This is a genomic window from Vibrio casei (assembly GCF_002218025.2).
Classification (GTDB): Bacteria; Pseudomonadota; Gammaproteobacteria; order Enterobacterales; family Vibrionaceae; genus Vibrio; species Vibrio casei.
Genome location: NZ_AP018680.1, coordinates 370,780 through 391,636, shown reverse-complemented (window position 1 = coordinate 391,636; position 20,857 = coordinate 370,780). Strand labels below are relative to the sequence as shown.

Genomic DNA, 20,857 nt, shown 5'->3' with positions numbered 1-20,857 from the left:
CCCATTGATTATAACAACAATCGACTTAACCTAAACGTTGACGCACGGCTTCAAATAAACAGACACCGGTTGCAACCGACACATTTAAACTTGAAACGCTCCCCGCCATTGGGATCTTAATTAAATCGTCACAAGTTTCACGCGTTAAGCGGCGCATACCATCACCTTCGGCCCCCATGACTATCGCAAGAGGTCCGGTTAATTTAGCTTGGTAGATATCATGAGTCGCTTCACCCGCGGTACCCACAAACCAGATACCCTGCTCTTGCAGCGCTCTCATAGTGCGGGCAAGGTTAGTAACTCGAACAAAAGGAACCGTTTCAGCAGCGCCACAAGCCACTTTGCTCACGGTGCCAGTTAAAGGCGCTGATTTATCTTTTGGTACAATAACCGCAGCAACACCAGCCGCATCCGCATTACGAAGGCAAGCACCTAAGTTATGAGGATCGGTTACCCCATCTAAAACCAATAACAAAGGCTGCTCACCTTTTGCTTGGCAAGCATTAATAATGTCATCTAAATGATGTTCATTTAATTGTTTAGCCGGCTTTACCTTGGCAATGATACCTTGATGGTTTGCACCTTGTGCTTTGTCATCTAACGCTTTACGTCCCATCTGTTGTACAGATACACCAAACTTTTGTAGTTGGTTAATCACTGGCATTAGGCGGTCATCTTCACGCCCTTTAAGCACAAATGCTTCAACTAAACGCGCCGGGTCTTTATCTAACACAGCGTTAATGGCATGTATGCCAAAAATAAATTCGTTACTCATTATCTACCTTGAGGGTGTGCAGCCACCCATTATTAATGCTGAACCTTATGTAATGAGGTCAACTAAAACTTAAGAACTTTGCTTCATTTTAGCGCGTTTAGAAGCCGATGGCTTGCTACGCTTAGGTTTTGTCCCAGGTTTACCCGCTGAAGCCCCTTTAGGCTTACGCGCTTTTTTCTTTTTCGGTTTTTCTGAGCTACCATCAGGTCGCTTCGTTGGCTCAACCAAAGGCTTCGCTTTCTGACCCGGCTGATTCGCTTTCACCGTTTGTTTTTTCTGAGTAGAAGCCTTTTTATCCGCATTCGTAGCCCGCTTCTTCGCGGTTTTACCTTTACCTCTAGGCTGACGCTCGGTGCCCACAACTTCAAAATCAATTTGACGGTCATCAAGATTAACGGCTAGCACTTTTACTTTTACCGTATCACCTAAGCGATAGATTAAACCTGAGCTTTCACCCACTAAGCGCTGCCCTAAAGGATCAAATTGATAATAGTCATTCGCCAATGACGAAATATGAACCAAACCATCAATATGCAACTCACTTAATCGCACAAAAAAACCAAACCCGGTGACATTGGCTATCACACCGTCTAGCTCTTCGCCGACATGATCTTGCATATATTCGCATTTCAGCCAATCAGAGACATCTCGTGTGGCATCATCCGCACGACGCTCAGTCATCGAACATTGCTCACCGTAAAAATCCATCTCATCAAAGGTGTAATGATAGCCACCCGTTGGAGTAGAGCGGTCCGTATTTATTCCTTCATTTTTAGCAATCAAATACTTAATTGCACGATGAAGTAATAAATCAGGGTAACGACGAATAGGAGAGGTAAAATGCGCATAACGTTGCAATGCCAGACCAAAGTGTCCCGCATTATCCGCATTATAAACCGCTTGCTTCATTGACCGAAGTAGCATGGTTTGGATTAACTCTTTATCTGGGCGCTCACCAATCGCTTTAATCAAATCAGCATAATCAGTAGGCGTTGGCGTAAAACCGCCAGTCAAATTTAACCCCAACTCACCGAGAAAATCTCGAAATCCCGTTAAACGTTCTTCCCCAGGGGTATCATGCACACGATACAAAGCAGGTTCTTTAGCTTTTTCGACAAAAGAAGCTGATGCAATATTGGCAAGAATCATACACTCTTCAATAATTTTATGTGCATCGTTTCGAACAACGGGTTCAATGCGTTCTATTTTACGAAGCTCATTAAAGATAAATTTCGTTTCTGTACTCTCAAATTCAATCGCACCTCGATTTTCTCGTGCCACCTTAAGAACTTGATACATATTATGCAGCTCTTGTAAATCGGGCACTAGAGCATGATAACGTTCACGTAATTCTTCATTACCCTCTAAAATATCACTCACTTTGTTATAGGTCAGTCGAGCGTGAGAGTTCATTACGGCTTCATAATGCTTATAACTTGATAACTTACCCGATGCTGAAATTGTCATCTCACACACCATACACAAGCGATCCACTTGAGGGTTTAAAGAACACAGGCCATTCGATAACACTTCAGGCAACATCGGTACTACTTGCGATGGGAAGTACACCGAGTTACCACGGTTAATCGCTTCTTTATCTAGCGCGGTATTCGGGCGAACATAATAACTCACATCGGCAATGGCTACCCATAAACGCCAACCACCACCTTTTTTCGCTTGGCAGTAAACCGCATCATCAAAATCACGGGCATCTTCACCATCAATAGTGACCAGTGGTAAATCACGTAAATCCACTCGGCCTTCTTTGGCTTCTTCTGGTACTTCTTCACCGAGGTGCTCAACCTGCGTTTCAACGGCAACTGGCCATTGATCTGGAATTTGGTGTGTATGGATCGCGATTTGAATTTCCATCCCCGGCGCCATATTCTCACCAAGAACTTCAACGATTTTTCCCATCATGCCACGAGAACGCGTCGCGCGAGAGGTCAATTCAACGACTACAACATTCCCCATACGAGCACCTTCTCGGAACTCATCAGGAATTAAAATATCTTGGCTAATACGAGAATCATCAGGCACAACAAAAGCATGACCATCTTCTAAAAAGAATCGTCCTACTAGGTTGGTTTTGCGCGCTTCAAGTATTCGAACTAAGCGGCCTTCTTTTCTGCCACGCTTATCTTCGCCATTTGGCTGAACCAACACATAGTCACCGTGAATAACTGTACGCATTTGGTGATGAGGCAGTAAAACATCATTATCTTTACCAACACTACCTTCAGGACGAACCCAACCAAAACCATCACGATGGCCGATAACCGTACCTTTAATTAAATCAATTTTTTCAGGTAAGGCATAGCATTGACGACGGGTAAAGATCAGCTCACCATCTCGCTCCATCGCACGCAAACGGCGGCGTAAACCTTCGTATTCATCTTCGCCTTTTAGATTAAGAGCTTCAAACAAATCATTACGATTCATTGGTACATTAGCCGCCTTTAAAAATTCAAGAATGAACTCACGGCTTGGAATTGGATTTTCGTAATTTTGTGATTCTCGATCTGCGAATGGATCAATATGAGTATTTTCGGACATGACAAACCTGCTTATATGCGCAAAGTGTAATTAAGAGTATATCTGAGTGCGACGCTAACCTACAGAAATCGTTTAGATCACCAAATAAATTAAAGCGTAAAAAGATGACAAAACAACAGTTAAACGGGTGTTAAAAGTAATAAAAGCTCATCATTATTAGCCAATAAATCTTTAATTGTACACTCATCAAGCTGCTGCAAAAATGCCTCTTTGGCTTTAGAGAGTTGAATTTTCAAACGACAAGCAGAGGTAATATGGCAAGCACTTTCCGAACAATTTACGATTTTCAATGGCTCTAAGTCACGAACGACCGCACCAATAACAATGTTTTCAGCAGGCATCCCTAAGCTAATCCCACCATTCTTTCCTCGCACAGCCGTAATATAACCGAGCTGAGCCAGTTTATTGATGATTTTAATGAGATGATTTTTAGGAATTCGAAAACGATCACTCACCGCCTGAATACTGGTTCGCTCCCCAGCAGGTAATGCAGCCAAAAAAATCAGTGAACGTAATCCGTAATCTGTAAATGAAGTGAGCTGCATTATTTCTCCTAAAATGTGCTAGACAAGTATAAATATTACGTTGCTTAAAAGATACATTTTAGATATAACTTAAAACATACATTAAAAATGCAACTTTAAAAAGGTATTCATTATGCTTAGCCAATCTACTATTGATATCGTGAAATCGACCGCTCCACTAATTGCAGAAGCAGGGCCATCTCTGACCGCCCATTTCTATGAGCGTATGTTTAAACATCATCCTGAACTGAAAGATGTTTTTAACATCACTCACCAAGAAACTGGTAGCCAAAGAGAAGCATTATTTAATGCTGTTTATGGCTACGCATCAAATATCGATAATATTGAAGTATTATTGCCTGTTGTAGAAAAAATTGCCCAGAAACACACAAGCTTTAATATCACAGCCGATCAATACCAAATTGTAGGCACCCACTTGCTGGCCACTATTGATGAGTTAATGAATCCAGGGCAAGCGGTATTAGATGCTTGGGCCGAAGCTTATGGATTGCTGGCACATATCTTTATTAATCGCGAAGAAGAAATTTATCAACAAAAAGAACAAGAAATTGGTGGATGGCGTGGTACTCGTGAATTTAAAGTGATCGAGAAAACACAAGAGAGCAATGTGATCACTAGTTTTGTTCTTACACCTGTTGATGGACAACCAGTTATCGGTTATCGACCAGGACAATACATTGGTGTGTACTTAAATTCAGACAAACTTGAATTCCAAGAAATTCGCCAGTACAGCTTATCAGATGCACCAAATGGAAATACTTACCGAATTTCAGTAAAACGTGAAGATAAAGGTATCGCATCGAATTACTTACATACACATGTAAATCTTGGTGATAGTGTTCAGTTAGCTGCTCCAGCTGGCGATTTCTTTATAACCACGGAGTCTAATACTCCAATTGCTTTCATTTCAGCGGGAGTAGGTTTAACGCCTATGCTCTCTATGCTTGAAAGCATTAAAGAAACTCATCAAGCGCCTATCCACTGGTTGCATGCTACTGATAATAGTGAGCGCCATGGTTTTAAAGCTCGTTTGAATGAACTGACCGATTCAATCACTCATCTCAACCAATACTCTTGGTATAAAGATGGGGAAGCTGATTTCAATGGTTTAATGGATTTATCACAAATTCAAAATGAGCTTAATTGGCAAGAAACTGATTTCTACTTATGTGGACCAGTCGTTTTCATGCAATATGTTGCTAAACAACTCGTAACATTAAAAGTGCCTGAAGAGAACATCCATTACGAATGCTTTGGTCCCCATAAAGTTTTATAGAATAAGGCGATAACAAACACAAAAAAGCCGACAATTATGTCGGCTTTTTTAACTATCAATTTAACCGCTGATTAAGCGTTAAATGGGTGAACCTTAATGATAGTTTCATTACGATCTGGACCTGTTGAAATAATATCAACCGGTACACCCGTTAATTCTTCAATACGTTTGATGTAATCAAGAGCGGCTTTTGGAAGCGCATCAACTGACTTAGCACCGAAAGTATTTTCAGACCAACCTGGCATGGTTTCGTAAATTGGTGTCGCTTTCTCGAACTGATCCGCCGCCATTGGAGAAACTTCAGCAACCGTACCATCATCCATTTGATAACCGGTACAGATTTTCAATTCTTCTAAGCCATCAAGTACATCAAGCTTAGTTAAACAAAAACCAGATAGAGAGTTAATTTGAATTGCGCGGCGCATAGCGACAGCATCAAACCAACCAGTACGACGTAAACGACCAGTTGTCGCACCGAATTCATGGCCAACAGTACCTAAGTGCTTACCAATTGGGTCTTGCTTCTCTAAGCCATCGTATAACTCAGTCGGAAATGGACCTGAACCAACACGAGTACAATAAGCTTTTGCGATACCAAGAATATAACCAATATGGCGAGGACCAAAACCAGAACCAGCAGCAACACCACCAGCAGTCGTGTTTGAAGACGTTACATAAGGGTAAGTACCATGGTCTATATCAAGTAAGGTACCTTGCGCACCTTCAAACATGATCTTATCACCACGTTGACGTGCAGCATCAAGCTCATCCGTTACATCAATGACTAATGAAGTCAGTAGATCAGCGTAGCCTTTAGCTTGCTCAAGCACTTCTTCGTAGTTTACTTCTTCTACTTTGTAGTAGTTCACTAGTTGGAAGTTATGGTATTCCATTACTTCTTTCAGCTTTTGTGCAAAAGATTCCATGTCGAATAAATCACCCACACGTAAACCACGGCGAGAGACTTTATCTTCATAAGCTGGGCCGATACCACGACCCGTTGTACCAATTGCTTTTTTACCACGAGCGAGTTCACGGGCTTGGTCTAAAGCAATATGATAAGGAAGAATGAGAGGACAAGCTTCAGAAATGTACAGGCGTTCACGAACTGGAATGCCACGCTCTTCAAGCGGTTTCATTTCTTTTAATAAAGCGTCAGGTGAAAGTACTACGCCATTACCGATAATGCATTTTACATTATCACGTAGAATACCTGATGGAATTAGGTGAAGAACGGTTTTTTCACCATCAATGACTAGAGTGTGACCTGCATTGTGGCCACCTTGATAGCGAACCACATATTTTGCATCTTCAGTTAAAAGGTCAACTATTTTACCTTTACCTTCGTCACCCCATTGGGTGCCCAGAACGACAACGTTATTTCCCATTTTTCTAAGTCTGCTTGCTAGTTAAAAAAGGATTCTAGCATACCCTTTAACCTTGTTGCAGCCATTTTCTGGATGAATTCTTATGCAGATTATATTTATACCAATCGTACTAATTACCTGATTCATTCTTGCTTGTTAAAAACCTCGATGACGTCGTTAAAAATTTTGTTTGTAGAATAACCACTTAACAAAAATTTTCTCCTTGTTCTCAACGTTTTTTTCTACAAAACTTCTGACCAGTTAATTACCGTGATTGATATTACTAGGCAAATTTCATTATCTAACAACAGCGCATTGTTAGATTAATTAAGTGAGATAAAAACCAATATCGCTCCAACAATAATCAACCCCCTGCCCATTTTTTTTAATTGTGAATCCGGTTGTTGCCCTATTTGGACAATCATATTACGCCATGCTTTGGGAAACAGAGCTGGCCCCATTCCTTCAAAAATAAGCAATAAACCTACCGCGATAATTAACGATGTCACAATGATCACTCTCCAAATACATTAATAGGAAAACGCTAGATAAAAAGAAAGGCCCATAATAGGACCTTTCTAAAAGCGTTCATTCACTAATGAATCAATTTGTTGGCTTTTTCCCACGACTATCATTCATATATTTGAAGAAGTCACTATTTGGATCTAGCACTAACAAATCACTCTTATTACTAAAGGATTTCTCATATGCTTTCAAAGAACGTAAGAAGCTATAAAACTCAGGTTCTTGTTTATAAGCTTTAGAGTAAATAGCCGCGGCTTTAGCATCGGCATCACCACGAGTAACTCGTGCTGTTTTGTCTGCTTCTGCGATTACAGTTGCCACTTCAAGTTCTGCCTGTGCACGAATAACTTCAGCTTTTTCACGGCCTTGAGAGCGGTGCTTACGAGCCACAGATTCACGTTCAGCGCGCATACGACGATAGATAGATTCACTAATTTCATCAGGTAAGTTGATTTTCTTCATACGGAAGTCCACCACTTCAACACCTAAGTCTTTCATTGCACTATCACGAGTATTATCAAGAACATTTTCCATGATCTGATCACGCTCACCATCGACTTCTAACGCTTCTTTCGCTGAAACAGGAATAGCATCAGTATCTTGAATTGTATCAACAGCAACAATATCACTACGAGGCCCTGATACTATTTCCTTGATCTCGCGAGAACCAATTTCAGAACGAAGAACATCGGTCACTTTACGTTCTAGTAAGGTTTCTGCCGTCAGGCTATTACCACCGCCAGTTGCAAGGTAGTATTGGCCGAAATCACTGATTTTCCATTTTACATAGGTATCAATGATCACGTCTTTTTTCTCTGAGGTCACAAAACGATCAGAACGACCATCCATAGTTTGAATACGAGCATCTAATGTTTTCACACTATCAAAGAAAGGCATTTTAATATGTAGCCCTGGTGGGTAAATTTTTGATACTTCATTAGTATCTTTCAATACTCGACCAAAACGGATAACAATACCGCGCTCCCCTTCAGGAATAACGAATACCGACATCAAAGTTACAACAATTAAAATGGCCACTAAAGGGATAATTAACTTACGCATGCTTAGAATCTCCCTTTACGTGTTGAGTTGGTGCTATCTGTTTGATTCGCCTCATCACCATTTTTTGATGATTCAAGCTCAATACCATCATACTCTGAAGATGATTTGTCACCTGAACGAGCCTTCGTAGACTGCGCTTGAGACTGAGATATCAACTTATCAATTGGCAAATAAAGCATATTGCCCGATGATTCCGAATCAATTAACACTTTCGAACTATGAGAATAAATCTTTTCCATTGCATCTAAATACAAACGATCACGAGTCACACCCGGGGCTGCTTGATACTCTGGAAGCAATTTCTCGAACTGTGCAACCTGACCAATCGCTTCATTAACCGTACGTTCTGTATAACCTTGAGCTTCTTTTTTCAAACGCTCTGCACGGCCCGTGGCTTTCGGTAAGATTTCATTCTTGTAAGCTTCTGCTTCACGGATAAAACGTTCTTCATCTTCTCGTGCTGCAATCGCATCATCAAAGGCATCTTTTACTTGCTCTGGTGGGCGTGAAGACTGGAAGTTCACATCAATAACGGTCAAACCCATATCGTATTTATCAATAATTTGGTTCAATGTTTTTTCCGTTTCTTGACGAATTTCTTGACGACCACTCGTCAAAATACTGTCCATCAATGAATCACCAATCACCGCACGAAGCGCCGAGTCAGTTGCTTGACGTAAGCTATCATCCGCGTTTGTTACTTGGTATAGGTATTTATAAGGATCGGATACTCGATACTGGACACCCATTTCAACCGTAACGACATTTTCATCTTTTGTCAGCATCAGACCTGATGCACGCAATGAACGAATTGCTTGAACGTTAACAGAGGTCACTTCATCCACAAAACGCGGACGCCAGTTAAGACCAGGATCAACCATGCGCTCATATTTACCCAAACGAAGTACAACACCTCGTTCAGCTTCGCCAATGGTATAGAATCCTGAGAATACCCAAATCAAAATCGCAATGACAACAATAACGCCAAAGCCCATTGCACTGCCACCACCGAAGATAGGGCTGCCATTTCCTTTTTTCCCAAATTTCCCGCCTAACTTTTGGCTAAGTTTATTAAAAACTTCATCCAAATCAGGTGGACCTTGTTCACGACCGCCGCGATTTTTGTTCTTACCCCAAGGGTCATTGTCGCGGCCGTTATTGTCGTTGTTATTTCCTGGCTCATTCCACGCCATTAGAAAGCTCCATCGTATAGATATGACGTTATACTGTAGCAGCCATGTTTGTGACGATAAAGTCACTCAAAACTGCCCCTTCTCTTTTCTCTAATCTTAACCAATCAACTTGTTGCATTCGAATATCGATCAATAAATTACCTTCATCGTCATATTTTTCCGCTTGAATAACATTCATTTGAAAAAAAACACTCCGAATTCGACCTTGATGCATAGGAGGTATACACAACTGATATTGAACTATTTGGCTTGCTAAGCGCTCAGTTAACGCAGTGAAAAGTAGATCAATGCCTAGTCCTTCCATTGCTGAAACCCAGACTAAACGAGGGATACCTTCATCATCTCGTTCTATTCTCGGTTTCTGACCATCCATACTATCAATCTTGTTCATCACCAAAAGTGATGGAACTTCATGGGCATCAATCTCTTCAAGCACTTCATTTACCGCATGGATATTCTCACGAAAACGGTCATCACTTGCATCCACAACATGTAACAAAATGTCAGCTTCTTGCGTTTCTTGCAATGTTGCTTTAAATGCAGCGACCAGATCATGAGGTAAATGACGAATAAATCCTACGGTATCGGCTAGGATTGATGTTCCGACATCATCGAGCTCTATCTTTCTTAAAGTAGGATCAAGCGTTGCGAATAACTGATCGGCAGCATAAACACCAGCATCCGTGATGCAGTTAAATAAGGTTGATTTTCCCGCATTGGTATAACCCACAAGAGAAATGGTCGGAATTTCCGCTCTTTGCCTTGCTTTACGGCCTTGCTCTCGCTGCTTAGCAACTTTTGCTAAGCGACGCAAAATGGCTTTAATTCGTTCACGCAATAAACGTCTATCCGTTTCCAACTGGGTTTCACCCGGTCCACGTAAACCAATACCACCTTTTTGACGCTCTAAGTGAGTCCAACCACGAATCAAGCGGGTTGATAAATGGCGTAACTGCGCCAGTTCAACTTGCAATTTACCTTCGTGCGTTCTCGCTCGTTGAGCAAATATATCTAAAATAAGACCGGTACGGTCAAGAACTCGACACTGACATAAATATTCTAAATTTCGCTCTTGTGCAGGTGACAAAGCGTGATTAAAAATCACAATCTCAGCCCCTAGCGCTTTTACTGTGTCTGCAATTTCTTGAGCTTTACCTGTCCCTACATAGTATTTCGTGTGCGGAGATTGGCGGCTGCCTGTTACAACTTGTAGCGATGTGACGCCAGCAGAAGACACCAGCATTTCGAATTCGCTGAGGTCTTCCCACTCACCTTCTTGTGTGAAGTTGACGTGAACAAGTACAGCCTGCTCACCGGCTTCATAACGGTCAAACAAGCAGTTTGCTCCTTAATGATTGTTGATGATTCTGCATTAACAAATAATTATTAATCTTCAGTATTCTCTTGTTGAGGACGTTCTGTACGCTCGCCTTGAGGGCGTGATTCCGCAGTATGATGACTCACTGCACGAGCAGGTACAACCGTAGAAATGGCATGCTTATACACCATTTGATTTACAGTGTTTTTTAATAAGATCACGAACTGATCAAACGATTCAATCTGACCTTGTAATTTAATACCATTGACAAGATAAATCGAAACGGGAATGCGCTCACGGCGTAACGCATTTAAGAACGGGTCTTGTAAAGATTGCCCCTTAGCCATTTTATATTCCTTATTTTGTTTGTTGTTTTATTTTTAGCTAACTTTGTCTCTCTACTTTGTTGCCAGAAGGTACTTACCGTAGAAAATCAAAAGTACTTACACAAAAACGCAGTGCTAATATTTTTAGAATTATCCCTAAAAATTCCGCATTAACGAATGAAATCATTCGACTGCTGAAGATTATTGTTACATCAGGGTTTCTACCTTGAAAACATGGCTCTGACATAACCTTTTATCACGCATTCATAGTATATACCTAAACCAGTTCAAGATGCTCGTCTCCATCAATATTTACTAAAGATTAAGTGTACAAGTTTTTGAACTGGTTCATAAAAGCTAGGTTTACTCTATTATCAAACATCAATAGCCTCAGATAAAAGTGCTAAAGAAGCATCAATATCTTCACTATCAAGCCATGTCAACTCATCCCAACTGCGTAGCCAAGTAACTTGCCTTTTCGCTAATTGACGAGTAGCACATACTCCTCGGAAAATCGCATCCTCGAGTGTGCCAGTACCATCTAAATATTCCCACATCTGACGATACCCTACACAACGAATGGCAGGTAGATCAAGGTGAAGATCATCTCGTTGATGTAAATCTTTCACTTCTTGCTCAAAACCCGCTTCGAGCATTTTATCAAAACGCAGTTCGATCCGACGGTGTAGCTCAGCTCTTTCTTTTGGCATCACAGCAAATTGCTTTACTCGATAAGGAATAGCTTCTCCTTTTTGTTCAGTCAATTCCGTTAAGCTTTTGCCTGAAATACGAAAAACTTCCAAGGCACGTGACAAACGCTGAGGATCATTGGGGTGAATCCTCTTAGCTGAGACAGGATCGACCTCGGCAAGTTCCTTATGTAAAGCCTCCCAGCCTTTATCTTTTGCTTCTTGTTCAATTTGCTGACGAATATGTGCATCTGCTGCAGGCAACGGTGATAAACCATCAAGTAACGATTTGTAATACAACATGGTGCCTCCCACTAACAATGGGATCTTGCCTTGCGCTACTATATCTGCCATTTCACGTAATGCATCTTTACGAAAATCCGCAGCGGAGTACGACTGATTCGGTTCTAAAATATCAATTAACCGATGTGGGGCAAGCGCCAGCTCCTCCGCACTTGGCTTAGCCGTTCCAATATTCATTCCTTTATAAATCAAAGCGGAGTCTACACTGATGATTTCCACTGGAAACTTTTCTCTTAGGCGGATAGCAAGTTCCGTTTTTCCTGAGGCGGTAGGCCCCATAAGAAAAAGAGCAAGAGGTAATGATGATTGAGTCATGATAGCAATGCCGAAATAGGTGCAGAAAAATCTACAGGTTGAATCCAATTATAGTGGTTGAAAGGCAGCTCCTTGCCCCAAATATGCTCAAGATCTGACACAATTTGAATCGCTTCAGAAAAAGTATATTGCGATTTATTCTCAACAATCTTGCTCGTTATCCACTGGGTAATCAACCCCATATTAATTGTGGATTGAGATTTCAAATAATCGAATAATTGAGGAATTAACTGTTGTAGGTTCTGTTGACGTAGTGGCTGAGGCACCCCCATCACCATGATAGTGTTTTTTCCTTTCGCTTTTAAATCAAGTCCAAGCTGAGAGAATACCTGATGGTTTATCGCAACAATCGCCATGTCATCTAAAGTCATTGGAAGGCTTAATGGAATTAATAATGGCTGTGATTTCAAAGCTTGATTATCGGCTAGCCTTAATTGTCCTTCAACCCTAAGTTTGGCCGCTTTATTTAAGTCCACCAATAAACAACCATGCCCATTTTGCATCAATAAGTATTGCCCTTCTAAAATCGTTAATGCTTTGCCTAATTCAGTGACTTGAAATAACGTGGTTCCGACTTTACTCGCTTCATTTCTGAAGACTTTACTTGTTAATGAATCACTGCCTTGCAATCCCGGCTTGATTAACTCTGTTGTATCCGAGCTATCGACTGCAACACCACTATCATCCATACAAGGTGTTTGGAAAACAGGCTCGAATAATGCTCGATAAGCCTCCGTTTGTTTTCGCTGAATGCTCGAAGAAGCCATGTTAGGGTGATGATTTCTCTTTGGTTTTACGCTGTCACTATTTATCAAAACATCGTCACTAATCCATTGATTTAAATCGGTTGGTTTTTTAGTTAAGAAAGACGATACAGCAGGCTCTTGCACTGAATAATCATCGCCTTGAGCATTAAAATGCGATGGTGTCGCATAAGCCGATTTGGCAATAGATGGCTTCACAAGCTCAATGCTTTGTGTCAGTGCATCACTCAATGCTTGGTAGATAAAGTCGTGGACTAAACGCGACTGATGAAACCGAACTTCATGTTTTGCAGGATGTACATTCACATCAACTTGGTGAGGATCAATATCAATAAAGAGTACATAAGTGGCGAATTGCTCTGGTCTTAATGCAGACTCATAACTTTGGCGAATAGCATGATTGATCAACTTATCACGCATCATACGGCCATTTACATAGCAATACTGTAAGTCACTTTGACTGCGTGCGCCATCAGGTGTGGTTATCCACCCTTTTAATTTAAGCTCATCATGATCAAGTGTGATCGCAACAGCATGATCCATAAAGCGAGATCCGCATACCGCGGACACTCGCTTTTCAATCTGAATATCTGTTTTCGCTGCACGGTACTGCCGAATCACATTACCATTGTGGCGTAGTGTTATTGAAATCGAGAAACAGCTTAAAGCGATACGCTTGAGCAATTCATCAATATGAGTAAATTCGGTTTTTTCCGTTCTAAGAAATTTTCGGCGTGCCGGGGTATTAAAGAAGAGATCGACCACTTCAACCGTCGTTCCGACAGGATGGGCCGCAGGCGTTAATTGAACCGCCATATCACGACCTTCCGCATAAGCTGACCAAGCTTCAGATTGAGTGGCGGTACGAGAAGTTAATGTTAAACGTGATACAGAACTAATACTGGCCAGTGCTTCACCACGAAAGCCTAAACTAAGAATGGCTTCAAGGTCATCTAAACTATGGATTTTAGATGTAGCATGGCGGCTCAAAGCTAAGCTGAGCTCATCCTTTTCAATACCCGATCCATTATCTCTAACCCGGATTAATTTACTGCCACCTTTTTCAATATCAACATCAATACGAGTTGCCCCTGAATCAATGCTATTTTCAACTAACTCTTTAACAACTGATGCAGGGCGTTCCACCACTTCACCAGCGGCAATTTGGTTCGCCAGTCGAGCCGGTAAAATTTTAATTGCCATAACGCTATTACACCATTAAGAGTGAATTATGATTGTGGTATTGTCAGCTTTTGTCCAACCGCCAAACTGTCTGAACGTAAGTTATTCACCTTGCGTAATTCAGAAACACTTACGCCATATTTATCGGCTATTTTACCTAAAAAGTCACCACGCCTTACTTTATAAGTTGTCGCTTTAACAGGGCTTTTAACGGTAATGCTCAATGTTTGCCCTAACTTTAATGTGTTTGAACGTAAGTTATTTTGAGTTTTAATACTGCTTACCGATACTGAATATTGCTCTGCAATTTTACCCAAATAATCGCCCCGTTTAACAACATAAGTGACGACATTGGAATTATACGATAATGCAGTAGGTGTTGACTCTACTGTATTTGATTTAACCACTGCAGGCGAAGCCACTTTCAGCTCTTGTCCAACCGCTAAACTAGTGCTCTTCAAATTATTCCACTTAATTAAATTCGCGGTTGTTGTGCCATAATTTTGTGCAATAACCGATAGCGATTCACCGCTTCTTACTTTATGAGTGGCTCCCGACGGGTGGCTCACCACAATCATGCCTTCCGGAGGGTTCTCTTTAAAATATTGTTTAACCGCATTCGAAATCGCACCGGCTAACTTATCTTGATGGTAATTCTGAACCAGTAGCTTTTCTTCCGCGGGGTTAGAAATAAAGCCCGTTTCAACCAAAATGGATGGTATATCAGGAGATTTTAATACTGCCAAGCTCGCATATACTGGTTTTGAAGTATGCATACGAGTGATCTGCTTTAATTCCTTAATCACATGTAAGGCCAGTTTATTGCCTTCCGTTTGAGAATGACTAAATTGTAAATCCAATACCGTCTGACTCACGTTTCTATCATTACTATTTTTCGATAATAAGATTCCACCACCGCCAAGCAATTCAGATTGCTCTTCTTTTTTTACAACCCAGCGTCCAATTTCAGTGTTGGCACGTCGAGTACTTAATACAAATACCGATGCTCCTCGAGGCCCTGAAGTGGTGTAACTGTCAGCATGAATAGAGACCAATAATAATGCTTTATTTTTACGAGCAATTTCGGAACGTTTATTCAAATTAACATAATAATCGCCGGTACGAGTTAATACCGCATGAATGTTTGATGTCGCATTAAGCTTAGCTACCACTTTTTTGGCAACAGCTAAAGTAATGTGTTTTTCATATTTACGAGTAGGACCAATTGACCCAGGGTCCTCACCACCATGACCTGGATCAATGGCGACAACAATCTTTGTTGGCACTCGAGAATTGACTGTTGAGAGCGGCTTAGTCACAGCAGGGGCAGAAACATTAACCAGACTAGAATGATCAATAGAGCCTGAATCGTCATGTGAAAAATCCACAACCAAACGGTGACCATATTGTCCATCAGCTGTTGGTGGTAATTTAAATACTTCTGGTTTCACTGATTTTTTCAATTCAAAGACCAGGCGATAAGTCCCGGTTTCTGGAGCACTACTTTGGCGAATTTTGGTTAATACTTTACTGTCTGTCACCTTAATTGGTAGCGATGTTTTTAGCGTAGTATTTTTGATATCAACCACAATACGGTCAGGGCTCGATAAGGTAAAATAGCTAAAAGTTGGTTCTGTGCCCATATCCATAACAACACGAGTGTCATGGGGCGAGGGCCATACACGAATACTATTCAATGTATTCGCGGAAACTTGAAATGACATCCCTAACAATAAAGTTATGAACAAATACACTGCTCTCAAATGAAAATATTTCAACACAACTCCAATTTATTTAATAACGCTTGTCCATATTCACTATTTGCAGTGATCAATACTTGTCTTTGTGTTTCTAAATAGCGTAGCTCAATATCAAGATCGGGATCTGGTAGCATCCCAACTCCTTTTTCTGGCCACTCAACCAAACAGATAGCATCAGCCGTAAAATAATCACGAATACCCATGTATTCTAATTCTTCAGGATCAGCCAGACGATATAAATCAAAATGATAAACCTGCCACTTATCCAATTGATAAGGTTCAACTAACGTATAGGTTGGGCTTTTAACATTACCGACATGCCCCAGAGCGCGAACAAAACCACGACTGAATGTTGTCTTCCCTGCCCCTAAATCACCATGAAGATAGATTGTTGTTTGCTGAGAGCATAGATTAGCAAGCTGAGTGCCAAGGTGAATAGTGGCGATTTCATCGATTAAAATTGCTTGCTTTGTACTCATAAGATTGTTGTTACCCATAACAAAAACATTGTTGATTAGCATAAAGTGCCTATCGCGTTCAATATCAAAAGCGATAAATCACGATAGTAAACTGACTTACTTTAAAGAGACAAGATCTCAAACGCCCTATTATTCTACATATTGACGCTAAATTCTAAATAAAGTGTCAAAATAATATATAAATGACGTCAAATCACCTCAAATTTATCTATCATCATTCAATTCTAATCGAAGCATACTCCTAACTCATGCTAGAATTTAGTCTATTCTTTATGCCTAAAATAGCCAATTCAACATGAACTACAATGAACTCGCTGACAATATAAAAATCTGGGGACAAGAGCTAGGGTTTCAGAAAGTTGGAATTACCGATATTGATCTCAGTGATCATGAAGCCCAACTGCAACGTTGGCTTGATGCTGGCTACCATGGTGAAATGGATTGGATGGCGAGACATGGCATGATGCGAGCTCGTCCAGCAGAACTGCACCCAGGTACCATTAGAGTAATCAGTGTTCGCATGGATTACCTTCCTCCAGAAGCACAATTTGCATCCAACCTTTCTGATCCAAATCAAGCCTACATTAGCCGCTACTCCTTAGGTCGTGATTATCATAAATTAATCCGAAATCAATTAAAGAAATTAGGACAGAAGATAGAGCAAGAAGTTGGACAATTAGGCTATCGTCCTTTTGTTGATTCCGCCCCTATCTTAGAAAGACCGTTAGCTCAAAAAGCTGGATTAGGCTGGGCTGGTAAACATTCTTTAATTTTAGATAAAGAAGCAGGATCATGGTTTTTTTTAGGAGAGCTCTTAGTTGATATCCCTCTGCCAATCGATCTGCCTCAAACCAATCAATGTGGGAAATGCACAGCTTGTATGACCTCATGCCCAACCAATGCGATTGTCGAAGAAGGCGTAATTGATGCCCGCTTATGCATCTCATACCTGACTATCGAGTTTAATGGCATTATTCCTGAAAACTTACGCTCGAAGATGGGCAATAGAATATATGGTTGTGATGATTGCCAGTTAGTGTGCCCATGGAATAGAGAAGCAGATGTCACAACGCAAGAAGCATTTCATCGTAAAGATATTTTTCAAGATGCTAGCTTAATATCTTTATTCCAGTGGAATGAACCTGATTTTTTAAAAAATATGGAAGGCTCTGCTATACGCAGAATTGGGCATCAGCAGTGGCTTCGAAATATTGCCGTAGCGCTTGGCAATGCTCCTTTTTCAGAAAGCATTATAAAAGTCCTTGAGTCTCGCTTAGGTATATCCAATGTACTTGATATACATATACACTGGGCTTTATCAGAACAACGCAATAAACACAAAAATTTAGAACGAAATACTAAACTAGAACGTTTAGTTAGAATTATAGGAAAAGGCTTACCAAGGGATGCTTAGTGATATGAATCTCCAAAAATTATTGATATGTGGAAAAAGTGACAAAATTAACGATGTGACAGGGCGTAACAAAAAGTTAAACACATTCAAAATAAATGATAAAGATCAAGTAAAAATCAAATAAAGATCCTTTTATACCCCTGTTTTTTTATACAGGAATAAAATAAAGCAAAGTAAAAACAATACCTTAGATAAAATTAAACCTTTTGTTTAAATAATATAAAAACGAATAGATCCATCCAAAGTACTGCTTTACTACAACTAAAAAACAACTTACACACCAACTTATCCACAAAATATAGTCTGTGGATAAATATGTAGATAAATAGTTTATTTCCTGGAAATATATACAACCATCATGCAGTAGACGGTATATATACAAGGAATGTTATCACTAGCAGAGTATCGATTCGAAGCAACATAATGCTTCAAGATATAAATCTTAGTATTCAAAGAGCAGAAATCCAGTCAAAACTGAATTTATATTTTAAGAATCATCACACCTAGATTTTAAGTTAACCGTAATCATAGGGTTTATCATATATTGCAGAGAATAAAAAACGATCTCCAATGAGATCGTTTTTTATTTTTTATCGCTACACAAGATTCCCGATTCTCTTTTAAGAAAGAGACAAAGTTTAGGCGTAACTTCAACCTTAACTAGGTTGCACTTTGCCATAAGTGCACTCATGTTTCGTATTCTAATTTGGAGCGACACACGAGGCTCGAACTCGTGACCTCAACCTTGGCAAGGTTGCGCTCTACCAGCTGAGCTAGTGTCGCGTAATAAACCGCTAAATTTAGCCATTTATTTTAATGTGGTTCCAGAAGCAGCTTTAAACCTACGTCCTTCGCCGATTTTATGAAGTGCTGAGCCCGACGAGCTAGCGTGTTCATAACATCTTTTAATGTGGTTGCGGGAGCAGGATTTGAACCTACGACCTTCGGGTTATGAGCCCGACGAGCTACCAAACTGCTCCATCCCGCGTCCGGATGTCATTGTTAAGTACAATGAAAACTTTACCTTTCCAACTGCTCGATTAAACAAGAAATTGGAGCGACACACGAGGCTCGAACTCGTGACCTCAACCTTGGCAAGGTTGCGCTCTACCAGCTGAGCTAGTGTCGCGTAATAAACCACTAAATTTAGCCATTTATTTTAATGTTGGTTCCAGAAGTAGGATTTAAACCTACATCCTTCGCCGATTTTATGAAGTGCTGAGCCCGACGAGCTAACCTATTCATAACATCTTTTAATGTGGTTGCGGGAGCAGGATTTGAACCTACGACCTTCGGGTTATGAGCCCGACGAGCTACCAAACTGCTCCATCCCGCGTCCGGATGTCATTGTTAAGTACAATGAAAACTTTACCTTTCCAACTTCTCGATTAAGTAAGAAATTGGAGCGACACACGAGGCTCGAACTCGTGACCTCAACCTTGGCAAGGTTGCGCTCTACCAGCTGAGCTAGTGTCGCGTAATAAACCGCTAAATTTAGCCATTTATTTTAATGTGGTTCCAGAAGCAGGTTTAAACCTACGTCCTTCGCCGATTTTATGAAGTGCTGAGCCCGACGAGCTAACCTATTCATAACATCTTTTAATGTGGTTGCGGGAGCAGGATTTGAACCTACGACCTTCGGGTTATGAGCCCGACGAGCTACCAAACTGCTCCATCCCGCGTCCGGATGTCATTGTTAAGTACAATGATAACTTTACCTTTCCAACCTCTCAATTAAACAAGAAATTGGAGCGACACACGAGGCTCCCGATCTTCAAGGTTTAGGCGTGACCTCAACCTTGACTAGGTTGCACTTTGCCATAAGTGCACTCATGTTTCGTATTCTAAATTGGAGCGACACACGAGGCTCGAACTCGTGACCTCAACCTTGGCAAGGTTGCGCTCTACCAGCTGAGCTAGTGTCGCGTAATAAACCGCTAAATTTAGCCATTCATTTTAATGTGGTTCCAGAAGCAGGTTTAAATCTACGTCCTTCGCCGATTTTATGAAGTGCTGGCCCGATGAGCTAGCGTGTTCATAACATCTTTTAATGTGGTTGCGGGAGCAGGATTTGAACCTACGACCTTCGGGTTATGAGCCCGACGAGCTACCAAACTGCTCCATCCCGCGTCCGGATGTCATTGTTAAGTACAATGATAACTTTACCTTTCCAACCTCTCAATTAAACAAGAAATTGGAGCGACACACGAGGCTCGAACTCGTGACCTCAACCTTGGCAAGGTTGCGCTCTACCAGCTGAGCTAGTGTCGCAGCATATGAACCTAGTTATTTCTAGAACTCATTAACCTGAACGTCTTCCGTTGTTCAGGGCTGCGAATTATAAGAGCATTTTTTTTTGATGCAAGTGTTAGTTTGAAAAAAAATCAAAATAACGCTTCAACTGATTGAAAAAGAAACACGACAACGCTTATAACCGAAAAAGAGCTAAATTTTAAACACCGAAGCTCGATAATATTTTAGTTCAGCAATCGATTCACGAATATCATCCAAAGCTAGGTGACTGCCTGTTTTTGAAAATCCATCCAGTAACTCTGGTTGCCAGCGACGAGTTAGCTCTTTAATCGTGCTCACGTCAACATAACGATAATGAAAATATTCTTCTAATGTTGGCATGTGTTTGTATAAGAAACGACGATCTTGCCCAATACTGTTACCACAAATCGGTGATTGACCTTTAGGCACCCACTTTTCAAGAAAAGCTATCGTTTGAGTCACCGCATCATCTTCAGTAATAGTACTGTCTTGTACTCGTTTCACCAAGCCACTATTGGTATGAGTGTTGGTACACCAATCATCCATCTTAGCAAGTTCTTCTTCTGATTGATGAATGGCCAATACAGGCCCTTCAGCCAGAATGTTCAATTCACTATCAGTAACAATCGACGCTATTTCAATTATTTTATGGGTTTCAGGATCAAGCCCTGTCATTTCCAAATCAACCCAAATAAGGTTTTGGTCATTGAAAGACGCATTTAATGACATAGATC

16 protein-coding genes and 9 tRNA genes are annotated in these 20,857 nt (G+C 40.8%); 2 read left to right on the top strand and 23 right to left on the bottom strand.

Annotated elements, in window-relative coordinates:
- Positions 1-25: 25 nt before the first annotated feature.
- The 3 genes from rlmB to nsrR all read right to left on the bottom strand — a co-directional run bounded on the left by rlmB (position 26) and on the right by nsrR (position 3,876).
- Entirely contained in the window at positions 26-775 is a 750-nt protein-coding gene (gene rlmB / locus VCASEI_RS01865) for a 23S rRNA (guanosine(2251)-2'-O)-methyltransferase RlmB (protein WP_086962916.1), read from the bottom strand.
- 69 nt (positions 776-844) lie between these two features.
- Entirely contained in the window at positions 845-3,331 is a 2,487-nt protein-coding gene (gene rnr, locus VCASEI_RS01860; protein ID WP_089110320.1) for a ribonuclease R, read from the bottom strand.
- A 119-nt stretch (positions 3,332-3,450) separates the two neighbouring features.
- Positions 3,451-3,876, bottom strand: a complete 426-nt coding sequence (nsrR, locus tag VCASEI_RS01855) for a nitric oxide-sensing transcriptional repressor NsrR (RefSeq protein ID WP_086962920.1) — start codon at positions 3,874-3,876, stop codon at positions 3,451-3,453.
- 112 nt (positions 3,877-3,988) lie between these two features.
- Here nsrR and hmpA point away from each other — a divergent pair, with 112 nt between their 5' ends.
- Positions 3,989-5,152 carry an NO-inducible flavohemoprotein gene (gene hmpA, locus VCASEI_RS01850; protein WP_089110321.1) on the top strand — a complete coding sequence of 388 codons (1,164 nt, stop codon included), beginning with the start codon at positions 3,989-3,991 and terminating at the stop codon, positions 5,150-5,152.
- Positions 5,153-5,223: 71 nt separating this feature from the next.
- Here hmpA and VCASEI_RS01845 read toward each other — a convergent pair whose 3' ends face one another.
- From VCASEI_RS01845 to tsaE, 10 genes are all read right to left on the bottom strand, one after another.
- Positions 5,224-6,540, bottom strand: coding sequence for an adenylosuccinate synthase (locus VCASEI_RS01845; protein ID WP_086962924.1), 1,317 nt, complete (start codon positions 6,538-6,540; stop codon positions 5,224-5,226).
- 302 nt (positions 6,541-6,842) lie between these two features.
- Complete coding sequence (locus VCASEI_RS01840) at positions 6,843-7,028, bottom strand: DUF2065 domain-containing protein (RefSeq protein WP_238321381.1); 186 nt, start codon at positions 7,026-7,028, stop codon at positions 6,843-6,845.
- 94 nt (positions 7,029-7,122) lie between these two features.
- Complete coding sequence (hflC, locus tag VCASEI_RS01835; RefSeq protein ID WP_086962926.1) at positions 7,123-8,106, bottom strand: protease modulator HflC; 984 nt, start codon at positions 8,104-8,106, stop codon at positions 7,123-7,125.
- A 2-nt stretch (positions 8,107-8,108) separates the two neighbouring features.
- Complete coding sequence (hflK, locus tag VCASEI_RS01830; protein ID WP_086962928.1) at positions 8,109-9,299, bottom strand: FtsH protease activity modulator HflK; 1,191 nt, start codon at positions 9,297-9,299, stop codon at positions 8,109-8,111.
- A 28-nt stretch (positions 9,300-9,327) separates the two neighbouring features.
- Positions 9,328-10,635: a ribosome rescue GTPase HflX gene (hflX, locus tag VCASEI_RS01825; RefSeq protein ID WP_086962930.1), complete on the bottom strand. Its 1,308-nt coding sequence runs from the start codon at positions 10,633-10,635 to the stop codon at positions 9,328-9,330.
- Between the two features lie 50 nt (positions 10,636-10,685).
- The gene (gene hfq / locus VCASEI_RS01820; protein WP_086962932.1) at positions 10,686-10,964 is read right to left on the bottom strand and encodes an RNA chaperone Hfq; all 279 of its coding nucleotides are present in this window, start codon (positions 10,962-10,964) and stop codon (positions 10,686-10,688) included.
- A 353-nt stretch (positions 10,965-11,317) separates the two neighbouring features.
- Complete coding sequence (miaA, locus tag VCASEI_RS01815; protein WP_086962934.1) at positions 11,318-12,250, bottom strand: tRNA (adenosine(37)-N6)-dimethylallyltransferase MiaA; 933 nt, start codon at positions 12,248-12,250, stop codon at positions 11,318-11,320.
- Positions 12,247-14,217, bottom strand: coding sequence for a DNA mismatch repair endonuclease MutL (mutL, locus tag VCASEI_RS01810; RefSeq protein ID WP_086962936.1), 1,971 nt, complete (start codon positions 14,215-14,217; stop codon positions 12,247-12,249). Before mutL ends, miaA begins: the two co-directional genes overlap by 4 nt.
- Positions 14,218-14,243: 26 nt before the next feature.
- Positions 14,244-15,920, bottom strand: coding sequence for an N-acetylmuramoyl-L-alanine amidase (locus tag VCASEI_RS01805; protein ID WP_086962948.1), 1,677 nt, complete (start codon positions 15,918-15,920; stop codon positions 14,244-14,246).
- Positions 15,921-15,970: 50 nt separating this feature from the next.
- Positions 15,971-16,435: a tRNA (adenosine(37)-N6)-threonylcarbamoyltransferase complex ATPase subunit type 1 TsaE gene (tsaE, locus tag VCASEI_RS01800; RefSeq protein ID WP_086962946.1), complete on the bottom strand. Its 465-nt coding sequence runs from the start codon at positions 16,433-16,435 to the stop codon at positions 15,971-15,973.
- Between the two features lie 295 nt (positions 16,436-16,730).
- Here tsaE and queG point away from each other — a divergent pair, with 295 nt between their 5' ends.
- On the top strand, positions 16,731-17,849 hold the full coding sequence (queG, locus tag VCASEI_RS01795; protein ID WP_086962938.1) for a tRNA epoxyqueuosine(34) reductase QueG: 1,119 nt from the start codon (positions 16,731-16,733) through the stop codon (positions 17,847-17,849).
- Between the two features lie 707 nt (positions 17,850-18,556).
- Here the strand turns inward: queG and VCASEI_RS01790 are convergent.
- The 10 genes from VCASEI_RS01790 to orn form a co-directional block, all read right to left on the bottom strand.
- Positions 18,557-18,632, bottom strand: a tRNA-Gly gene (locus VCASEI_RS01790).
- Between the two features lie 128 nt (positions 18,633-18,760).
- Positions 18,761-18,837 (bottom strand) — tRNA-Met (locus tag VCASEI_RS01785).
- A gap of 65 nt (positions 18,838-18,902) precedes the next feature.
- A tRNA-Gly gene (locus tag VCASEI_RS01780) sits at positions 18,903-18,978 on the bottom strand.
- A 130-nt stretch (positions 18,979-19,108) separates the two neighbouring features.
- A tRNA-Met gene (locus VCASEI_RS01775) sits at positions 19,109-19,185 on the bottom strand.
- A gap of 65 nt (positions 19,186-19,250) precedes the next feature.
- Positions 19,251-19,326: transfer RNA gene (locus VCASEI_RS01770), tRNA-Gly, on the bottom strand.
- Between the two features lie 128 nt (positions 19,327-19,454).
- Positions 19,455-19,531: transfer RNA gene (locus VCASEI_RS01765), tRNA-Met, on the bottom strand.
- 168 nt (positions 19,532-19,699) lie between these two features.
- A tRNA-Gly gene (locus VCASEI_RS01760) sits at positions 19,700-19,775 on the bottom strand.
- 127 nt (positions 19,776-19,902) lie between these two features.
- Positions 19,903-19,979, bottom strand: a tRNA-Met gene (locus tag VCASEI_RS01755).
- 65 nt (positions 19,980-20,044) lie between these two features.
- Positions 20,045-20,120 (bottom strand) — tRNA-Gly (locus tag VCASEI_RS01750).
- Between the two features lie 174 nt (positions 20,121-20,294).
- Positions 20,295-20,852, bottom strand: a complete 558-nt coding sequence (gene orn / locus VCASEI_RS01745) for an oligoribonuclease (protein ID WP_086959273.1) — start codon at positions 20,850-20,852, stop codon at positions 20,295-20,297.
- Positions 20,853-20,857 lie beyond the last annotated feature (5 nt).